Annotated in this window: 18 protein-coding genes; 6 read left to right on the top strand and 12 right to left on the bottom strand. The window is 49.4% G+C overall.

The genetic code is table 11. From position 1 onward, the window contains the following. The first annotated feature begins 75 nt into the window (after nt 1–75). The 4 genes from ICL07_RS21490 (at nt 76) to ICL07_RS21475 (ending at nt 1,717) form a co-directional block, all read left to right on the top strand. Nucleotides 76–405, top strand: a complete 330-nt coding sequence (locus ICL07_RS21490) for a DUF4870 domain-containing protein (protein WP_188090104.1) — start codon at nt 76–78, stop codon at nt 403–405. 131 nt (nt 406–536) lie between these two features. Beyond that, nucleotides 537–860, top strand: coding sequence for an ArsR/SmtB family transcription factor (locus ICL07_RS21485; protein WP_188090103.1), 324 nt, complete (start codon nt 537–539; stop codon nt 858–860). Between the two features lie 6 nt (nt 861–866). Beyond that, complete coding sequence (locus ICL07_RS21480) at nt 867–1,337, top strand: SRPBCC domain-containing protein (protein WP_188090102.1); 471 nt, start codon at nt 867–869, stop codon at nt 1,335–1,337. A gap of 2 nt (nt 1,338–1,339) precedes the next feature. Then, nucleotides 1,340–1,717: a DoxX family protein gene (locus ICL07_RS21475; RefSeq protein WP_188090101.1), complete on the top strand. Its 378-nt coding sequence runs from the start codon at nt 1,340–1,342 to the stop codon at nt 1,715–1,717. On the opposite strand, the gene ICL07_RS21470 is transcribed toward ICL07_RS21475, so the two are convergent. From ICL07_RS21470 to ICL07_RS21415, 12 genes are all read right to left on the bottom strand, one after another. Next, a complete protein-coding gene (locus ICL07_RS21470; protein ID WP_188090100.1) occupies nt 1,714–2,355 on the bottom strand; it encodes a class I SAM-dependent methyltransferase in 642 nt (213 codons plus the stop codon). The genes ICL07_RS21475 and ICL07_RS21470 overlap by 4 nt on opposite strands. A 79-nt stretch (nt 2,356–2,434) precedes the next feature. Beyond that, the gene (locus ICL07_RS21465; RefSeq protein ID WP_188090099.1) at nt 2,435–4,000 is read right to left on the bottom strand and encodes a RagB/SusD family nutrient uptake outer membrane protein; all 1,566 of its coding nucleotides are present in this window, start codon (nt 3,998–4,000) and stop codon (nt 2,435–2,437) included. Between the two features lie 14 nt (nt 4,001–4,014). Beyond that, the gene (locus ICL07_RS21460; RefSeq protein WP_188090098.1) at nt 4,015–7,182 is read right to left on the bottom strand and encodes a SusC/RagA family TonB-linked outer membrane protein; all 3,168 of its coding nucleotides are present in this window, start codon (nt 7,180–7,182) and stop codon (nt 4,015–4,017) included. 86 nt (nt 7,183–7,268) lie between these two features. Beyond that, on the bottom strand, nt 7,269–8,303 hold the full coding sequence (locus ICL07_RS21455; RefSeq protein WP_188090097.1) for a FecR family protein: 1,035 nt from the start codon (nt 8,301–8,303) through the stop codon (nt 7,269–7,271). A gap of 72 nt (nt 8,304–8,375) precedes the next feature. Further along, nucleotides 8,376–8,927: an RNA polymerase sigma factor gene (locus tag ICL07_RS21450; RefSeq protein ID WP_188090096.1), complete on the bottom strand. Its 552-nt coding sequence runs from the start codon at nt 8,925–8,927 to the stop codon at nt 8,376–8,378. 107 nt (nt 8,928–9,034) lie between these two features. Further along, nucleotides 9,035–10,090: a linear amide C-N hydrolase gene (locus ICL07_RS21445; protein ID WP_188090095.1), complete on the bottom strand. Its 1,056-nt coding sequence runs from the start codon at nt 10,088–10,090 to the stop codon at nt 9,035–9,037. Between the two features lie 56 nt (nt 10,091–10,146). Next, nucleotides 10,147–11,241, bottom strand: a complete 1,095-nt coding sequence (locus ICL07_RS21440) for a DNA alkylation repair protein (RefSeq protein WP_188090094.1) — start codon at nt 11,239–11,241, stop codon at nt 10,147–10,149. A gap of 4 nt (nt 11,242–11,245) precedes the next feature. After that, nucleotides 11,246–12,133, bottom strand: coding sequence for a hypothetical protein (locus ICL07_RS21435; protein WP_188090093.1), 888 nt, complete (start codon nt 12,131–12,133; stop codon nt 11,246–11,248). A 37-nt stretch (nt 12,134–12,170) separates the two neighbouring features. Further along, nucleotides 12,171–13,577, bottom strand: coding sequence for a dihydrolipoyl dehydrogenase (lpdA, locus tag ICL07_RS21430; RefSeq protein WP_188090092.1), 1,407 nt, complete (start codon nt 13,575–13,577; stop codon nt 12,171–12,173). A 98-nt stretch (nt 13,578–13,675) separates the two neighbouring features. After that, on the bottom strand, nt 13,676–14,806 hold the full coding sequence (locus ICL07_RS21425; RefSeq protein ID WP_188090091.1) for an RtcB family protein: 1,131 nt from the start codon (nt 14,804–14,806) through the stop codon (nt 13,676–13,678). A gap of 114 nt (nt 14,807–14,920) precedes the next feature. Continuing rightward, nucleotides 14,921–15,703 (bottom strand): peptidase associated/transthyretin-like domain-containing protein, encoded by a 783-nt coding sequence (locus tag ICL07_RS21420; protein WP_188090090.1) that lies wholly within the window; start codon nt 15,701–15,703, stop codon nt 14,921–14,923. 94 nt (nt 15,704–15,797) lie between these two features. Continuing rightward, the gene (locus ICL07_RS21415; RefSeq protein ID WP_188090089.1) at nt 15,798–16,394 is read right to left on the bottom strand and encodes a plant Invertase/pectin methylesterase inhibitor family protein; all 597 of its coding nucleotides are present in this window, start codon (nt 16,392–16,394) and stop codon (nt 15,798–15,800) included. 91 nt (nt 16,395–16,485) lie between these two features. Between ICL07_RS21415 and ICL07_RS21410 the strand changes: the two genes are divergently transcribed. Next, nucleotides 16,486–18,510: a tetratricopeptide repeat-containing sensor histidine kinase gene (locus ICL07_RS21410; RefSeq protein WP_188090088.1), complete on the top strand. Its 2,025-nt coding sequence runs from the start codon at nt 16,486–16,488 to the stop codon at nt 18,508–18,510. 66 nt (nt 18,511–18,576) lie between these two features. Next, nucleotides 18,577–18,972 carry an ester cyclase gene (locus ICL07_RS21405; protein ID WP_188090087.1) on the top strand — a complete coding sequence of 132 codons (396 nt, stop codon included), beginning with the start codon at nt 18,577–18,579 and terminating at the stop codon, nt 18,970–18,972.

The raw sequence follows: 18,972 nt of genomic DNA, 5'->3' as shown, positions 1-18,972 counted from the left end.
AAAGTGACAGCAGACAAAGCGCGGGTATCTGCGCTGTTGTACCGCCCTATCTTTGGTTTCAAATCATCTGAAACAATGAGCAACAAAACAATTTCCATCCTGAGTTATGTCACCATCATCGGCTGGATTATCGCCTATGTAAAAAGCAAAGAGCTTTCCCCTAAAAGCGACCTGGTGAGTTATCACCTGAAACAAGGTCTCGGTTTTTTCATTCTGGCAGTTATTATTAATATCATTCTCACCACTATTGTGTTTGTGATCCCCACCCTCTCCTTTCTGAGCTATATCGGCCTGGCCTTATTCATCCTTTGGGTATTTGGTATTATCAATGCTGTTAATGAACAGAAAAAGCCCATTCCCGTAGTAGGCAAAATGTTCGAAAACCAGTTTGTTTTCCTCGATTAATCCGGTTTTTATCCTGTTACAATGAAAGAGGCTGACCGAAAGGTTGGCCTTTCCTGTTATTTCCAGCCCCTTCAAAAAAAATTTGCGTAGTCAAATAACTACACATATATTTGTAGTCAAATAGCTACATAATGAATTTAAGACGAGACGTATTTCAGGCCATAGCAGACCCAACACGGCGGGCTATACTGGTATTGGTAGCTACCAATGCCATGACGGCCGGAGCCATCGCCGCTAATTTTGATACGGCAAGGCCTACCGTTTCCAAACATCTGCAGATACTCACCGAATGCGAACTGCTGCGGCAGGAGCAAAACGGACGGGAAGTTATTTATCATTTAAATCCCCATAAAATGAAAGAGATAGCAGACTTCATCGAACCATTCCGCAAAATGTGGGACGACAGGTTTAACAAACTGGAATCTGTCATGAAAAAATATCAAACTAAAAAATAACAGCATATGGAACTGAAAACCAAAGTCACCGCCGAAGAAGGCAAACAGGAACTGATTGTCACCCGTGAATTTGATCTGCCGCTGGACCTCCTTTTCAGGGCTTACACGGAGCCTGAACTTGTAGCAGAATGGATGGGCACCAAAGTACTGAAGCTGGAAAATAAAAAGTACGGTAGCTGGCGATTTGAAACCACCGACCCACAGGGCAACAAACACGGCTTCAGCGGCACTATCCACGACTTTGTACCGAATCAAAAGATCGTCCGCACTTTTGAAATGGAAAACAGCGGCTTCGGCGTACAACTGGAATTCCTGGAGTTCGAACAACTCACGGACAACACCAGCAAGCTACGGATGCATATCATTTATAAAACACTGGAAGAACGCGCACAATACCTGCAGATAGGCATGGCACGGGGTATGGGACTGGCGCACAACCGCCTCGAAAAAGCAGCATTTAAATTCTTAAAATATTGATCATGTCCAAAGTAAACAAAATCATCTACTGGATCGCTACCCTGTGGCTCGCCCTGGGAATGACTTCTACCGCCATCGTACAACTGCTGTCACTTAAAGCTGAAACTGATTTCATGACCAAACTGGGTTATCCTGCCTACTCGCTGAAGATACTGGGCGTATGGAAAATACTGGGTGTTATCGCTGTATTGGCGCCACGCTTCCCGCTACTGAAGGAATGGGCATACGCCGGCTTTTTCTTCATGATGTCCGGCGCTTTCTGCTCCCACCTCATCACAGGCGACACGATGAAAGATACCTTTCCGTCCTTGCTGTTACTGGTCCTGACCGTTATATCCTGGTACTTCCGCCCGGCAGAGAGAAGACTCCTCGCTGCTTAACACTCCAGCTTTCCTGCAATCAGTATAAGATCCGTCACCGGCGCACCGTCCGGACCGGGTGTAGTTTTCCTTTGCTCGTCAATCAGGCGGAAGCCCCGTTTGTGCAAGGTTTCCTTTAACCAGGCGGCGTCGTGAAAATACTGGTAGTATTGGTCCCCGGTACTGGAAGTCCGCCAGCCCGATTTCGTATAGTCGTCCTCCATGGTACTGAGGTATAATACTCCTCCGGGGTGCAGCATGCTGGCGGCATCCTGGAACAGCTTGTCCGTTGCCTCCCGGGAGAGGTACGGCAATAGAAACCCGACTACAATACCGTCGTAACGGTCCGGCAAGGTGGTGATGTCGTTGCAATCCAGCAACTGAAACGTTGTCCCCGGGTTGTTTTTACGGGCAAGCTCCAGCATGGCGGGCGACAGGTCGGTACCCAGTATCCTGAAACCGGGCCGTTGCCGCAATAAGTACTGCGTGATATTACCCGGGCCGCAGGCCAGTTCCAGAATAGACGCCTGTTCCCGGGTAATACTGCGACAAAAAATATCGAGCGCATCGTGGTAGGATTGCACATTCATGAACTTCTGCTCATAGAGTTGGGCATTTTTGCCAAACAGCTGTACTACCTGGGCGTTTTTGTCATCCATGGGAATATCATTTATAATAAAGATAAAAAAAAGCTACCAGCAAACGCTGGTAGCTTTATCCAATCCAAACATCCGGTCTTTAATACCCGGGATTCTGCATTAACACTCCGTTGGCAATATCTACTTCCTGCTGCGGGATAGGCAATCTGCCCCGCTTGGAAACGTCCCAATCCATGGTAAAGCGGCTTTGATCACCGTCATATTCCGGTCCTCTTTTGCTGGAAGCATCGATCGCTTTTTTCGCATAGTCGAGACCGTAGCGCAGCAGGTCCCAGTAACGGATACCTTCTCCGGCAAACTCTACCCGGCGCTCGTGTCGGATGCTTTCTGTAGTAGCCACTACCGCAGGCATCTTCACACGGGCTCTTACCAGGTTCAGGTAAGTATCTGCTTTGCCCTGGTCTTCTCCCAGCCACAGTTCCGCTGCCATCAGCAATACATCGGCATAACGGATAGCACGGTAGTTGTTGCCCCAGTTGGCATCACTGTTGGCGCCTGCTTTGTATTCAATATGGGTCGCATATTTTTTGTTGAAGTAACCGGTATACTGCCAGCTTTTGGCAATAGCGCTAAAGCTGTTACCATACAGGATGGTCATATCCCGGCGCGGGTCGTTGGGTTCAAACTCATCGTACAGCGATTGGGTAATAGTGCTGTAGCTCCAACCTGCGGTATACACCGGATCGTTGATACCTCTCGGTGCAAACATATGTACGCTGAGGTTACCCTGGCCAAAACGCTGATCATTCACGTTGCTTACGGTAATCAGGCCACTATGGGACACTTCAAAGATCGATTCTGTACCAAACTCCCCTGCTCTGCGCCACATGCCGGCAAAATCATCGGCCAGCTTAAAGCCGCCCTGGCTAATGATGTCTTCGAGATATTGTCTCGCGATGGCTTTGTTGATCACCCTGGAACCGGCCTGTAAATCCTGGTTGTATACCCCTTTGTAGAAAAGATATACACGGGCCATCAGGGCTTTAGCGCCCCAATGAGTGGCATGCCCGCCCACAGCGCGTTGGGTGCTTTTCGGCAGATCTGCCATAGCTTCTTCGAGGTCTTTGGCGATCTGGTTAAACACAGCTTCCGGCTTGGCCTGCGGTTGGTTATATTGGTTGGCATCGATCAACGGAGCGGTCACCAGCGGCACGTTTTCGTACCAGCGTACCAGTTCGAAATAAAAGTAGGCACGCAGGAACTTCGCTTCTGCGGTGGTTACACGTTTAAACTCATCGGAAGCAGTAACAGCGCCGATTTTATCAAGATACACATTGGCGCGTGCAATACCGGCGTAATAGATAGACCACAGTCCGCGGTAGGTCTGGTCGCCGATGGTAACGGTCCTGAACTGATCTATACCTTTGATACCTACGCCATCGCTCTGACTGCCGCCACCGGAGTAGGCATCATCAGATGCAGCCTCGCTCCAGCAATGACTGGGATGGAAGCCCATCCACTGGTTCCACTGCAACACATGGTATACACCTGCCAACGCCTGGTTGGCTTCTTTTTCATTACGGAAAAAGTTACTCTCCACGATCTGGGAAGGCGGGTCCAGCTCCAGGAAGGATTTGGTACAACCGCTGCCTGCCAGCAACAACGACACACATACGTGTTTTATATAACGGAATCTTGTTTTCATACTTGTAAGAGGAATTATAAGTTAACGTTTACGCCTGCACGGAAAGTTCTTGCCTGTGGATACACGCCACGGTCCACGCCCAGGTTGAGGGCATCGCGCGCGCCGATCTCAGGATCAAAACCGGTGTACTTCGTGAAAGTGAAAGGATTGTCTACGGCCATGTATACACGCAGATTGTTCAGTTTCGCTTTTTTCACCAGGTTCTCTGCCAGTGTATAACCGATCTGGATGTTTTTGATGCGTACGAAGCTGGCGTTTTCTACATACACGTCAGACACGTTGTTGTGGTTACCGTTGTTGTCAGCAAAAGTGAAACGGGGATATTTGGCGGCGGAACCTTCTCCGGTCCATCTATCGAGGTATTCACGCGGCATATTGGCCATTTTGATATCGTAGCGATACAGGCCATTCAGCAGCTGATGACCGAACATCCCTACAGCAAACATGCTGAAGTCGAAACGTTTGTAGGTAAGGTTCAGGTTCAAACCGGCGGTTACATCCGGGTTAGGATCGCCGATGATGGTTTTGTCTTTGATATCCAGTTTACCGTCGCCGTTGAGGTCCACGAACTTCAGGTCGCCGGGTACCGCCTTGGCCTGGATCTTCTTACCGTCCGGACCTACATATTCATCAATTTCTTTCTGGTTCTGGAAGATACCGGCGGTACGGTAGCCCCACAGGTAACCGATCGGATAACCTACTTCCATACGGGTAACAGCGCCTGCGCCGATAAACCCGGTACCCGCCACTGCTTTGGCGGCGTTGTTGATCGCGGTGACGTTATTTTTATTGTAAGCACCATTTACCGTTACATTGAAACTCAGGTCTTTATTTACCTGTTGTTTGTAGGTGATACCCAGCTCCACGCCTTTGTTGGAGACGGAACCACCATTCACATAGGGCGATGGGTTACCCACGATAGCGGTGATCGGCGGGTTGAACAACAACCCGATTGTATTCTTCATATAATAGTCTGCTGTTACGGCCAGTTTACCTTTCCACAGTTCCATGTCCACACCAAAGTTTGTCTGCTCAGAGGTTTCCCACTTGAGGTTCGGATTAGGCACGGCGCCGGATGCTACGCCATTGAGATAATATTCTTCTCCGGTAGGTTTGATAAACGTATAGCCGTTACCGAGTACCATGCCGGCTGCCCAGGGGAAGGAGTTGTCGCCGATGTTTTCATTACCGTTCTGTCCCCAGGAAGCACGCAGCTTCAGGAAAGTAACGGTATTGGAGGTATAAAACTGCTCTTTGGACAATACCCATCCACCGGATACGGAAGGAAAGGTTGCGAACGGATTATTGCGGCCGAAACGGGAAGAACCATCACGGCGCAGCGTAGCGGACAAAAGGTATTTACCATCATAGTCGTAGGCAGCACGGCCAAAGTAAGAGAGCAAGGCGCGTACATCTGCGCCACCGCTTACTTTGTTGAGCGTTTCGTTGGTAGCCAGGTCAATGTAGGCCATGTTCGGATCGCTGGTGATCAGGTCCGGACGGGAACCGTTCATATTTTCAAAGGTGGATTTCAGCGCGGTATGCCCCAACAACGCCTGGATATTGTGTTTACCAAAGCTGCGATTGTAGGATAACACGTTTTCTACCTGCCAGGTATACCGGCGGGAGAAACCTTTACCAACCAGGCTCACATCGGTTTTAGAACCGCTGTTGAGATAATACTCCGGCGTAAAACTGCTGCTGCTGTAGTTGTTGACTTCAATACCCAGGGACGAACGGAATTTTAATCCTTTCATCAGATCTACTTCTCCGTAGGCATTACCCAGGATCTTGTCATTTTTGTTTTTGCCGTTAGCCAGCTGCATAGCGGCTACCGGGTTGGTAGGACCATCCGTAATGATAGAAGATATACCATATACCTGACCACGGTTGCGGATGGCGTTTACCGGGTACAGTACCGGATTTTTCAGTTTATTGCTATCTGTTTCGTACAGGGGTGTGAGTGGGTCCAGGTTGATGGCATTGTTGAGTACCCCGCCGTAATCCGCGTTAGCATTGATACCACGGCTGGTGGTGTTCATATAACTTAAGCTCACGCCTACTCGCAGAAAATCTTTTACTTTCTGATCACCGTTTAAACGGATGGTGTAACGTTCAAACTGTGACCTGTCGCCACCTACGATACCCTGCTGGCCGAAGTAGGAAAACGAGGTGAAGTAAGTGGAGTTTTCGTTGCCGCCGCTCACGGATACGTTATGACTGGTGATGGGTGCGTTTTTGGTAAAGGTAGCATCCTGCCAGTTGGTACCCTGACCGTATTGGGCCGGATTGGCAAAAGGAGCTGCCTGGTTGGCGTTGCGGGCGCCTTCATTCATCATTTCCGCGTATTCGGTACCATTCAGCACCGGCACTTTACGCCAGGCATTCTGGATGCCATAGTAGCCGTCGTAGTTGACACGGGCAGGACCTTTCTTGCCGCTTTTAGTGGTGATAAGCACTACGCCGTTGGCTCCACGGGCGCCGTAGATAGCGGCGGAAGCGGCATCTTTCAGCACATCCATCCGTTCAATATCATTAGGGTTGAGGTATTCTATGTCATTCACCGGGAAACCGTCCACGATATACAGCGGATCTGGGTTTTTATTGGTACCTGTACCACGGATACGGATCATCGGTTTTTCACCAGGCTGACCGGAAGGGCTCAGTACCAGTACACCGGGAGCACTGCCTTGTAAGGCCTGCTCAGCGCGAAGGATAGACTGTTTACCAATAAAATCGGTGTTGACGGTAGTGATGGAGGTAGATACGTCACTTTTTTTCTGCGTACCGTAACCGATCACCACCAGCTGGTTCAGCTCTGTGGCGGATTCTTTCAGACGGATTAGCAGGGATACTTTTTCTCCTTCGGCCAGCCGGTGATTCCTCGACTGTTGTTTGATATAACCGATAGAAGTAAACGAAACTGCGTAAGGACCGCCGGCAGGGATACCGGTGATGAGGAACACGCCCTGGGCGTCTGTTACCTGTCCTTTGCGGAAAGTGGAATCCGCGTTCATAATGCCAACGGTTACGCCGGGCAATGTTTCGCCTTTCTCATTTTTAACTACGCCGGTGATGGTGCCGCCACCGGTTTGCGCTTGTACCGTCAGTGCCAGCAGCCATAGGGAAATAAAAAGCCAGCTGCCTCTGCGGAGAGACTGTTTTGTAAATCTGATCATCATAACGTTTGTTTTATGGCATAGCACTGCCTCGCTATTCAGCCATGCATGAATAACCTGTTATCTGTAGGTGACTTTAAAAAGTTGGACTATTTACGGATGTGATAACCGGTGTTATCTTTTGTCAATGTTAGTTGGTTTAATGCTACTATCGTATATATAACATCATCGGCTTCCTGTTGCCCGATCAGTGTTCCACTGAAGAAACATCCTTTCAGGTCTTCCGGCCGGGCTGTTATCTGCAACCCGTATTCCCGGCGTAATACGCTGAACACCTCTCCCACCGGACATTTGACAAATTCTATCTGTCCGTCATGCATCAGCACTGTTGCTTCCGGCATCGCTACCGGAGTAGCTGCCGCCGGCTTCACAGGCTGTTTCCAGGCATATACCGCCAGTTTGTTACTGGTTTCATTCCAGGCCAATTCCTGTCCTGGCGCCAGGTAGGTACCGGGACTGTCCTTCATTTTCACCACCACTTTACCACTCAGCAACCTCACTTTCACCCGGTGTGTATGTTCCGGTGCACTCACCATAAATACAGTGCCCAGTGCGGTAGTGCTGACGTTGCCGCTATGCACCGTAAAAGGCAATGCTGCCTGCGACGCCACATCAAAAACCGCTTCGCCGCTCAGTTGCAGGTTGCGGTGTTGGCGGCCATAATCGCTGTCATAGCGCAGTTCCGCCGATGACCGCAAAGTGGCGAGGGAACCGTCCGGCAGGCGTACCACACTGTCTGCGTTATTATATATATGCAGTACGGTGACAGCCGGCGCTTTTTTTACAGGCGCCTGCGCTATGGGTGCGGATGCGCGGTGGACCGGCTGTTCTCCCACAGGCCTGTACCATATCATGATCCCGGCAATGGCCGCCGCAGCAACGGCGCCCACAAGCGGCCACAGTATCCTGCGGCTGCGGGTATGCACGGTACGGCGACGGATAGCTGTCAGCATTCGCTCCGATTGTTCTTCGGGTAAAGTGATCTCTGCGCCCCATCCCTGCTGGTCCAGGAATTGCTCCAGTACCTCCGGGTGGGCTTGCAGGTAATCAGCGATCTCCCGCTGTTCGGCCGGTGCACAACGGCCTTCCAGGTATCGTGCGATCTGTTCGGTTGAAATGGGCATTTGATAAGGTTATACGTAGGATGAGGTAAAACACCCCTACTGCCGGAAAAATATTTTTTCAGGAAAAAGTATTCAGAGCTGGCATAACCACAGCAAAACCAGGTGCAGCAAGCCTCCCAGGCGGTGGCGAAGAAATTTCAGCGCTTTGGACATATGGCCTTCTACGGTTTTAGGAGAGATAGATAACTCCCGGGCGATCTCGGGATAGGTGAGCCCCTGTACTTTGCCCAGCAGGAACACTTCCCGGCGTACAGGCGGTAACGTGTCAATCACGGTAGATACCTGCCGCATCAGGGCGATATCCCGTACACCTGGCTGTATGGCAGCATCTTCTGCCAGATGCTCGGTCATATGAATATAACGGATACGCCTGCTCGTGCGGCGGTGATAATCGATAAATACGGTCTTGGCTATCTGAAACAACTGTGTCGTCAGTGCTATCGCGGGATTCAAACTTTTTCGGCTGGACCACAGCTTTACAAAAACCTCCTGTACCAGTTCCTCACATATCGTCGTCTCACGGGTATAGCGCCACAGAAACCCATACACACGGGTGTGGTACTCCCGGTATACGGCTTCAAAAGCGGCTGCATCCCCTAACTGTAACTGTAAAATATCAGGCATTCCCCCTCGGTTGATCAAAGGGCAAATTAGTAAAAATGGCTGGTTAAATTGCGTATAGGCATCCCTGATAACATTTTATTAAAAAACAGGGCAAAAAAAAGGGCTCGCTATTGCGGGCCCAGAAAACGGAATGGTGAACTTTTAACGAACGACCTGGCTACATTGCCGGCGTAAACCTCCCCTTTCGTCAGTGTCAGTTTTCGTACACCTCCTTTGGAAGAGAAATTCACGTCTTTAAAATCCACCCAAAAAGTATTTGGTGTCAGCGCCGATTCAAAATAATAGATCAGGTTCTTCTGATCAGATACGGTTCTCCAACGGGTGGAAGAAATATTGGGCTGATCAGGGGTGGTAATACCGAACGGTACGGAACAGTTACGGATCACGCTAAACACACTGGCAGCGGCCAAACGATAATCTTTTGTTTTAGGAATCGCACTGGTATAAAAGGAGGCACGCACAAAACGGTCGGCAGCCCTGTTAGTACCGGGCAGCATAGTAGTGCCGCCAATCTCTTTCCAGTACTCATTCAGTGCCAGTTGTTTTTCGTATGCCGGTGAATTGGTCATTACCTGGTAAGCAGTGTCGTGATGGATTACCAGTTTGCCTTCGATGTATTCAAAGATAGCATTGTCGCCACTGGCGTCGGAGATGGAAAGATGCAGGGTAGCCAGTCTGGCCTGACCCGGCACATTATCCGATACAATCGTGAAACGCTCCTGTTGCAGCTCGTCCACGGCTTCTTTTACGGTAGCAAAATTGTCCAGTACATACTGAACCCAGGCGGCGATACTCAAACCAGGTTTGCTTTTATCCCAATCAGGATACTTCGATTCTGCCAGCCAAAGCAGGTTGGCCACCAAACCTTTTTCATTCATACCGTCAGTACTGCAAATATTGTATGCCGCGGAAATCACGCTGCCATACTTCGATTTCCATTTAACGGTCTGCGCACCGGTTTCGCCATTGCGGGACATACCCCTGGGAAAAATCCACAGGTCCGTCTGCGTATCTTCTTTCCAGTCCATAGACCGGGCAGTGAGATACAAACCGTCAAGGCCTTTGTAAACGACACGGGTACACGCATGTCCGGGGTAAATAATGCCGATGGCAATCAAGGAGGCAACAACCGTGAGGGCGAGGGTTTTGAAAGTTAACTTCATAGTGGTTTAAATGTTGGGTTACAAACCACTAAGAAACAACTTTTTCATCAGATTGTTCACTTTGAGGATATTATCTTTAGTTGAAATGCCTGCTCTCCATATATTTTACCATTGACTTGTATACTGATCAAATGTTTGCCTGCATGGTGTTTCCGGGTGGTCATATCCTTAAATACCTGCTTTTTGCTGAAGGTTAGTTTTTCTCCGGGTTGTAATACCACCTCTTTTAGTTTAAATACTTTCTGCGACACCTCTCCGGATGACTTCGGATAGTGGACCACGTAGTCTATCACCAGTTTTTGGGGAGATGATTTTTCGCTGGTCAACTGAAAACTGAAACTCAGACTGTCACCCAGGTTAATTTTAGAGGCGCTCAGACTAAATTTGTCCAGTTTTATCTTCACCTGTTTTTCAAAACTAAATACCGATAGGGAGTCCTTATCACCTTTTTTAATCAGCGTGCGACTGGCATGTTTGATAATCCACCCCGTATGCGGATGCGCTACATCCCAGCTTTTCACCAATTGCAGCATATAGGCGCTGTTATCTTTGGAAATATCGTTCAGGTGATTGGCCACCGATTTCCGCACATACAGCGTTTCATCCGCTTTGAGCGATTCCAGGATATCCCTTGTCAGGGAAGGATCTTTAATGATTGCATCGAGCTTAAAAGACCAGGGCAGGCGGGGGCGACTGCCTTCTGATGCCAGTCTCCTTACATGATGGTCCTTGTGTTGCGCCCATTGTTTCATCACCGTGAGGGTACGGTTAAAATCCTTTTTCAGAAACTCCCGGATGGCAAATTCTGCGGAGCCCAGTGTGGTAAAGTATTCCAACGCTTCCATAGAAATATCGAAATGATCTTTTCCATACAACGCCACAAAATCAGGCAGCACCAGGGCAGTGTAGCCGGTCTTTAGGGAAGGCGCCGCTTGCCATAATATAGCTATTGCTTTTTTATAATCTTTAGGGAGATGCAGGCCCAGCGTAACCGCCGTGTGTCGCAGGCGGGCGTTCAGTTCCCGGGTATCCAGCTGGTCAGTGACGTCTTTGTAAAATTTATCCCGGTCAAATTTTTTATCAGCATTCGCAAAAACATCCGCAAAATGCCGGTAAAAATCACGGTTAAACATCTCTTTTAGTGGTTCCATATCATTAATCGATGTGACAGATCAGGTTTACCGGCCAACGCAGTACAGACTTTTTGCCTTCCGGCGGAAACACCAAACCATAAAAATATTTCTTCATATAATCAAATCCGCTCAGCGCGCCGCGGATAGCAGTATCATTCAGACTTTCGATTACCTTCAGCGTACCTACTTTGGTCAATTGTTGCCGGCAGGTGGCCGCATCTTTGTGTAACAGCCCATATTTAGCTAACCCGAAAAAAACGTTCACATCACCGCCCAGGTATTGCCAGATCCGTTCTATACCCGGTTGCATACTGCTGGTAGTGGCCTTGTCATAGAAAGACAGGATGGTGTTGCCCAGCATATCGCAGCGGTGCAGGTCTTCTTCAGTAGGCAACTTTTTGCCGTAGTACGTAGTGGGCACGAGCATGTATTCACAGGTACCACGTTGCTGAAATATTTCTGCGCAAACAACTGCCATGTAATGTCCATCATCCAACCGGAAAGCCAGCAAATCATTTTGCTGAAAATAGAACCGGGATACCTTACGGTATTTTTTGGGAGCCCTGATTTTTCCGTTAGGTTGACTGATTTTTTTCCAGTAGCGGTCCAGTTCTTTTTGCCGGGCTTTTCCTCCTTCTCCCCATGCCTGCACAAAAGCGCCTTTATCGATGATGGACCTGATGAAGGCCAGTTTACCGGCATCCATCAGGCCCATCTCCCAAAAGGCAAGCCCGCAGGCGGTTACATATAATTCAAAGTCCAGTGCATCGGACTGGTATGCTTCGTTATCCAGTGGATAAGCGGTTTCAATGTCCGGTATTGCCACGCCGTTATCATACATATCCATGATACCCCAGTAAGCATCATGCGCCGTATCGCTGTCAATTATCTTTATTCCGTCTATCGCCATTACAGTATAGGTTGTTGTAACGGCAAGATAAAACAAATCAGATATTGATAGCACCCTGACCGGTAGCAATGAGGTAAGCATCTTTTAATGCTTCTGCATAAGTCGGGTGGGCATAACAGGAACGGATCAACTCTTCGGCGGTCATCTCCTGTTCAATAGCCAGTACAGATTGTGCAATTACATCAGCAGCGCGTGGCCCGATGATATGCACGCCCAGTATTTCTCCATACTTCGGCGATACCAGCACTTTCACAAAACCATCCGTATCCATGGAGGCACGGGCACGGGCGCTGGCCATATACGGGAATTTGCCAACCTTGTATTCTACGCCTTTCGCTTTCAGTTCCTCTTCGGTAGCGCCTACGGCCGCTACTTCCGGCCACGTATATACGACGCCGGGTACCAGGGCATAATTAATATGCGGATGCCCGCCGTGTATGGTTTCCGCGGCAAAAACGCCTTCCTCTTCCGCTTTATGCGCCAGCATCGGTCCGTCGATCACATCGCCGATGGCGTAGATATGCGGTACGTTGGTTTGCAGTTTCGCATTGACTTTTATCTTCCCATTCTTCTCCGCCTGAATACCGGCAGCGGGCAGGTTAAGCCCGTCCGTATAGGCTCTCCGCCCTACCGCTACCAGGCAGTAATCCGCTGTTATCTCCTGTGGCGCCCCCTGCGGGTCCAGGAATTTCACCGTGGCATTGGTGCCGTTGTTCGTGGCCGATTGTACCTTGCTGCCCAGCAGGATATTGATTTTCAGCTGACGGAGCGACTTCTGCAACGCCTTACCCAATTCACTGTCCATCGTTGGAATCAGGTTATTGGTATATTCTATAATGGTAACGCTGGTGCCTATACGTGCATATACAGACGCCAGCTCCACGCCTATCACACCGCCGCCAATAATCACCATGGACGCGGGTTTCTCCGGCAGCGACAGACTTTCCGTGGAGGTAATAATCCTTTTTTTATCGATGGTTACACCGGGTATGGTGGAGGGTTTGGAACCGGTAGCAATAATAAAGTAACGGCCTGTCAGCACCGTTTCTGTTTGATCTGTTGCGGTTACTTTCAGGTGCGTAGCATCTGTAAAACTGCCCACACCGTGATATACCTGTATCTTGTTTTTCTTCATCAGGTATAGCAGTCCTGCGGTGTTCTGCGCTACCACCTCCCCTTTACGGTGGATAAACCGGGTAAAGTCCAGGCTGATCCCGCCGGTTTGAATGCCGTGCGCTTTAAACTGCACCTCCGCCTGGTGATAATGTTCCGAACTGTCCAGCAGCGACTTGGCCGGGATACAGCCTACATTGGTACAGGTACCTCCCAGTGTGCTGTATTTCTCGACAATAGCTACCCGGTAACCTAATTGGGAAGCACGGATGGCAGCTACGTAACCACCGGGACCGGAGCCGATAACAACAACATCATATTGATTTTCCATAAGCTTAAAATTGATCTGGAAGACAAAACTACAATATTATATACCAATCGGTATATAATATTTAAAAAGATACCCCGGGCTTTCACCCGGGGCCTTCCTTAAATCTCAGTATACTTCACCGTTACAACCGGTGTAGTCTGTGTAACCTTAGCCAGATAAGGCTGGTAGCGGAACACATCGGACGCGTCCTTGTAGGCAAAATCAAACTCCTGGATATAGCCGGAGGGGAAATTGCCGGACCGGTCCAACAGTTCGCTGAACTGCTCCTTATAGGCTTTGCGTTGTTTTTCTTTCAGCACGGTTTTCCAGTGTTTCATGGCGTCAAAACGGGACAATCGTCTGCCAGCGCCATGGGAACAGGAATACAGCGCATCCGCGGCGCCAGGCAGATAGGCGGCTTTCGCCAGCAGGCTCCCCCTGGACATGGACAGCGGGATCACCACTGTTTTGCCGGCCTGTAACGCTGTACTGCCTTTGCGGTGCAGGATATGCCCGTCTTCAAAATGCAGGTGGTTGTGGATGGAATCTTCCAGTAAATACGGTGTTCCATGTAATACACCCGCTGCGTCCAGGTCTTTAAAATTGTGCTGTAAATAATTCCTGTCGATAGCCGCTTTGTTACAAGCCAGGTAATTCGCGTTCTGCAAAAAGATCAGCGTTTTGACACAGAAATTCTTCCGCCTTTCATAGCCGAACTGCAGGATATCCTGGTAGTACCGGAAAAATTCCGGCTGCACAAAATCACGGTGTACAAAATCAACTTCCTGGCCGTAGGCGCGGGAAAAATCCCTCGTCAGCTGAATACAATGCTGATAAAGGGCTATGCCCCTGTCGCGCGTGCCGGTATGACAAATAATATATACGGCGCCGTTATCTTCCTCAATAGAGAGGAAGTGGTTACCGCCACCCAGTCCGTCGTCGGTCATCTGCGTATGTGCGTGACTGAAAGCCCGGTAATGAGCGTCTTTATCAAATGGCCGCAGCCAGTGTTGTTTATCAATTTTCAGATACATCACGCCGCAACCGATGTCTTTACCGGTAATCAGCGGGTAGAAATGATCGGTAGTTTTAAACGCCACCCCTACCGGCAGGGCTTTTTCGGCGCAATAGTGAATGTCTGTAAACGCACAGATGCTGTCTACAAACTGTTTTTGGGAGTACTGTTGCAACTGCTCCATAGCGTTGCTTTCAACACTATGTGCATCACAATAGAATGCAATAGATCGCATGTTCCTTAATTTGGGTAAAAAAAGATTATATCGTGGGGCGTGGTAGGAAACATCTGCCCCTAGCAAGATGTCAGCAGCGGCCGCAAAGATAGTAAAAAAATGTAAATCCCCGGATTATTTTCCCGGAAGAATCTGTAAACCCGCAGGATCTTTTGTGGTGGGATGTTCCAGCGCCCACACCCTGGCGAAATAACGGCCGTTATCGCGGATATAAAGGTAATATTCGTATTCATTGCGGAAATAACGGAACATCTCATAACTAGGCCGGTACTGCTTCATAAACGCTTCCAGCGCCGGCGATTCGAGACCGGTGATCTTCTTTACCAGCGCTTTGTTAAAGCGGTGGTCTACATATTTATCCTGTTCATCCCGCTCCAGGAATTCCCGGAATGCCTCCATCCGTTTTATCTTTTTAGCATTGAAGATCATATCAAGGTTGATGCCTACGCCCCCTGGCCCATTGGTGCCCCCCAACAACGACGGGGCATAATCAAATACCTTCCGGTATTCGTCTCTGAAAGCGGCAGAATCAGCAGAATAGTCCTTTACACGGTTCGTGGAAACCACCACCGTAGGCAAGGTAGTCACGTCCACATGCAACTTCATATCAAACGGACGGTTGGGATGGATCTCATTAACGGGGAACTTCATGGTCGCCTTACCCTGGTAGGAAAAGCTCAGGGAATCCGTGAGTGCGAGCCGGATATTATAGCGCCCCAGCGAATCGGTAACAGTACCGGCGCCGGAAGTACTCATCACACTCACTCCCGGCATCCCGAAACGGCCGCTGCGGTCGTATATCGTTCCGCTCACACGTACCTGCGCCCCAGCCACGGTGTGTAACAGGACCATCATCAGGAATAATATCAGCCATTTAACGGGATAAAAAGTGCTCATTTCCGGCTCAATCTAACACAGGATCAAAACATAAGCAAACATCCGGCGAATATTAACAAAACGTTGTATCCGGCGGCAGGCTTGCCCGGCGTCCCTATTTTTTCGTTTTTCTATCAATTTTATCTTTCAGCGATGCAATCACCCCAATACATTCTTCCAACCGCTGATAATGAACGCTGCCATCAACAGCGAGATCCTTTTTGGTGACCTCCACGCCATCGAGGAAAGCCTCGAGGAAAGAAAGATAACGGGGCTGCTGCCCATACAACGCTTCATACATCTCCTCATTCAGCTTATCCCCTTCCTTACGGAGATCATTGCTCACCAGGTCGCTCACATCCCGCATATGCCCCATCACGGCACTCATCTTTGTTTTCAGGTCCTCCAGCTGGTCAGGATCTTTTTTACCAGGTTTGATATTGTTCCGAAACAAGCTGTCAGACAATTTTTTACGGGTTTTCATATATACCTGCAGGTCATCCTTCAACCCACCCAGATGCTGGCTCAGGTCCGCTCCTTTCTCAGGCTTGTAGTATTTCTCCACGTCATTATTCAGGTGTTTGACCCAGGTCAACAACGCTGTGCTCACGTCCTGTACCGGCGGAGCAGAAGACGTTTGTGCCGCCACATGGCCGGCTATCGCCAGTTGCAGTACCAGGGTCAGTCCTGCGCAAATTTTGCTGATCGTCATAGTTTTTTCGGGTTGTTCATTTATGCCAAGATAATAAATCTGCCGCTTTTACCGCCCCATCACCAACACAAAAGGCTTTTTACTTATTTTTATGACCGGAATTAACCATCATCCCATGCGGACTGCCATTATTCTTTGCTGTATTCTCCTTGCTGCTGTTGTTAACGCGCAAAGCCCTACTGATACACGGTACCTCGACAGCCTGCTGAAGGTTTTTAACCATGCCCGCAGCGACAGTGAAAAAATACGCGCAGCCGTACAGATATCCAGTTACTGGGTATATACCGATACCGTTAAAGCCATGGCTATACTGGACAAGGTAGCGCCGCTATCCGATGGACACCCCTACTACGAAGGACTGATCACCTCCGTACGCGCCAATGCCAGCGTATTTACAGACGATTTTGAAAATGCCCGGCAACGGTTAATGGCCGCAGAAAAAATCTTTGAAAAAATAAACACGCCCGCCGCCTACGGGCAACGGGCACGCCTCTGGTACAATTACGCAACCATAGAACAACGCAAAGGCCACGACAAGGATTTTCTACGCATCATCCTCGAACGTTGTATCCCCTATGGTGAAAAATCACAGGAAAACGGTCTCCTGCCACAATATTTTTCCGCGGTAGGCGTAGCCTTTATGAATGAACGGGAGTATGACAAGGCGATCCAATATCAGCAAAAAGCCATCGACAAATACCGGCAGGAAGGATTAAAAGATGACTTTATCATCTGGAACTACCTCCGGATAGCGAATTGTTATCTCTATAAAAACGAACCGGCAAAAGCCAAAAAGAACCTCGATATCGTGTCGGCTATGCCCGAATCCCGGGAAGAACGCGCTTATACCGCCCACTACTATACGGTGTATGCCAGCTACTACGGCGCCATGAAACAATATGAAGCCGCCCTGCAGGCCATCGATGCAGGCATGAAAGCTGCGCGACACCTCAACCAGGCGCATCGCTATAGTGAATTGCTGTACCGTAAATACGGGCTGCTAAAGGACATGAAACGATACCGGGAGGCAAAAAGTATCCTGGATACCCTGGCGCAGGACAAAAGCTTCATCGGGCATGAAAAAAATCAACTGACCCTCAAAAAGGAAATGGCCGAAACCATGGCTTCACTGGGCGACTACCGAAGCGCCTATGAGCTGATGATGGCCCACAAACAACAAAACGACAGCGTCAACAACCAGGCCGTCCGCAAACAGGTGGAGGAAATGGAAATACAATATCGCAATGCGGAACACGAGAAAAAAATTGCCCTGCTGGAGTCTGAACAAAAGGAAGCTGCCGCCAAAGCCAACAGCCAACGCCTGTTCAACTGGCTGCTGAGCGCAGCCGCCTCCCTTCTCCTGGTACTGGCCGGCTTCTCCTGGCTGTTTTATCGCAACCAGAAAAAACTGTCGGCACAGGAAGAAGTCAACTACCGTCAACAGGTGAAAGCCATGCAACATCAGCAACAGCTACTGTCTACCGAAGCCATGCTGGAAGGCGCCGAACGCGAACGCCGGCGCATGGCCCGCGAGCTGCATGATGGTTTAGGCGGACTGCTATCCGGTATCCGGATAAAACTAAGCGGGATCACCGCCCCCGGTGAGGAGGTACTTAAAATCATCCCCCAGGTAGATAACGCAGTCACCGAAGTACGCCGCATTGCCCATAATATGATGCCTGAAACCCTCACCCGCTTCGGCGTGGAGACGGCTCTGCAGGAACTGTGCGAATCCCTGCAAACACCGCAAACGGCTATTCATTTTGAAGCCTTCGATCTGCAGAAAGATATTCCGGTGGCAGCTCAACTGGTGATCTACCGTATTGTGCAGGAAGCCCTTTCCAATGCCCTGCGTTATGCAGCAGCTAAAAACATCCTGGTACAATGCAGCCAGAACCAGCACATGTTTTTTATTACGGTAGAAGACGATGGAAAAGGCTTCGATCCCAAAAAACCGCAACGTATCGGTATCGGATTGTCCAGTATGGAAAACCGCGCCCGTTACCTCAATGGGAAACTGGAACTGGAAAGCCAACCCGGCGCCGGAACTACCATCCACGCGGAACTGGACCTAAACGCTAAGGTAAAGGAGATCAACATCTTACAACAATCTTAAAAAATATTTCAGAGCGCTGTCCAAATCCGGAACACCACATACGTCATAGTTACAAATTCAATAATTATGACAAACAAAGACATCGCAAAAAAGTACTTTGACAGCATCAATAGCAATAACTTTGATGCCATCAGCGAATGGCTGGCCGCCGGTCACCTGTTCTACAATCCCGTTACAGACGCGCCGCTGAATACTCCCGGTCACCTGGGCATGATGCAAAAACGCGCCGCCGCTTTCGACGGAACATACATTTTGGAACAGGTGCTCGCAGAAGGCAACTACGTAACCCTGAAAGGCCGTTGGGAAGGCACGCACAAAGGCGAGTTCAACGGAATTCCGGCTACCGGCAAACAGGTAACGTTTCCCTGGATCGACCTGCTGGAAATAAAAGAGGGGAAAATAGCCACGGAACATTTTGCGTTCAATCCCGCCAGCATAGTGGCACAAATAAAAACAGTTTAA

Source organism: Chitinophaga qingshengii, from assembly GCF_014529935.1.
In the GTDB taxonomy this organism is placed as follows: Bacteria; Bacteroidota; Bacteroidia; order Chitinophagales; family Chitinophagaceae; genus Chitinophaga; species Chitinophaga qingshengii.
Note: the sequence above shows the minus strand (reverse complement) of the source record. Positions and strands in the feature narration are given on the sequence as shown.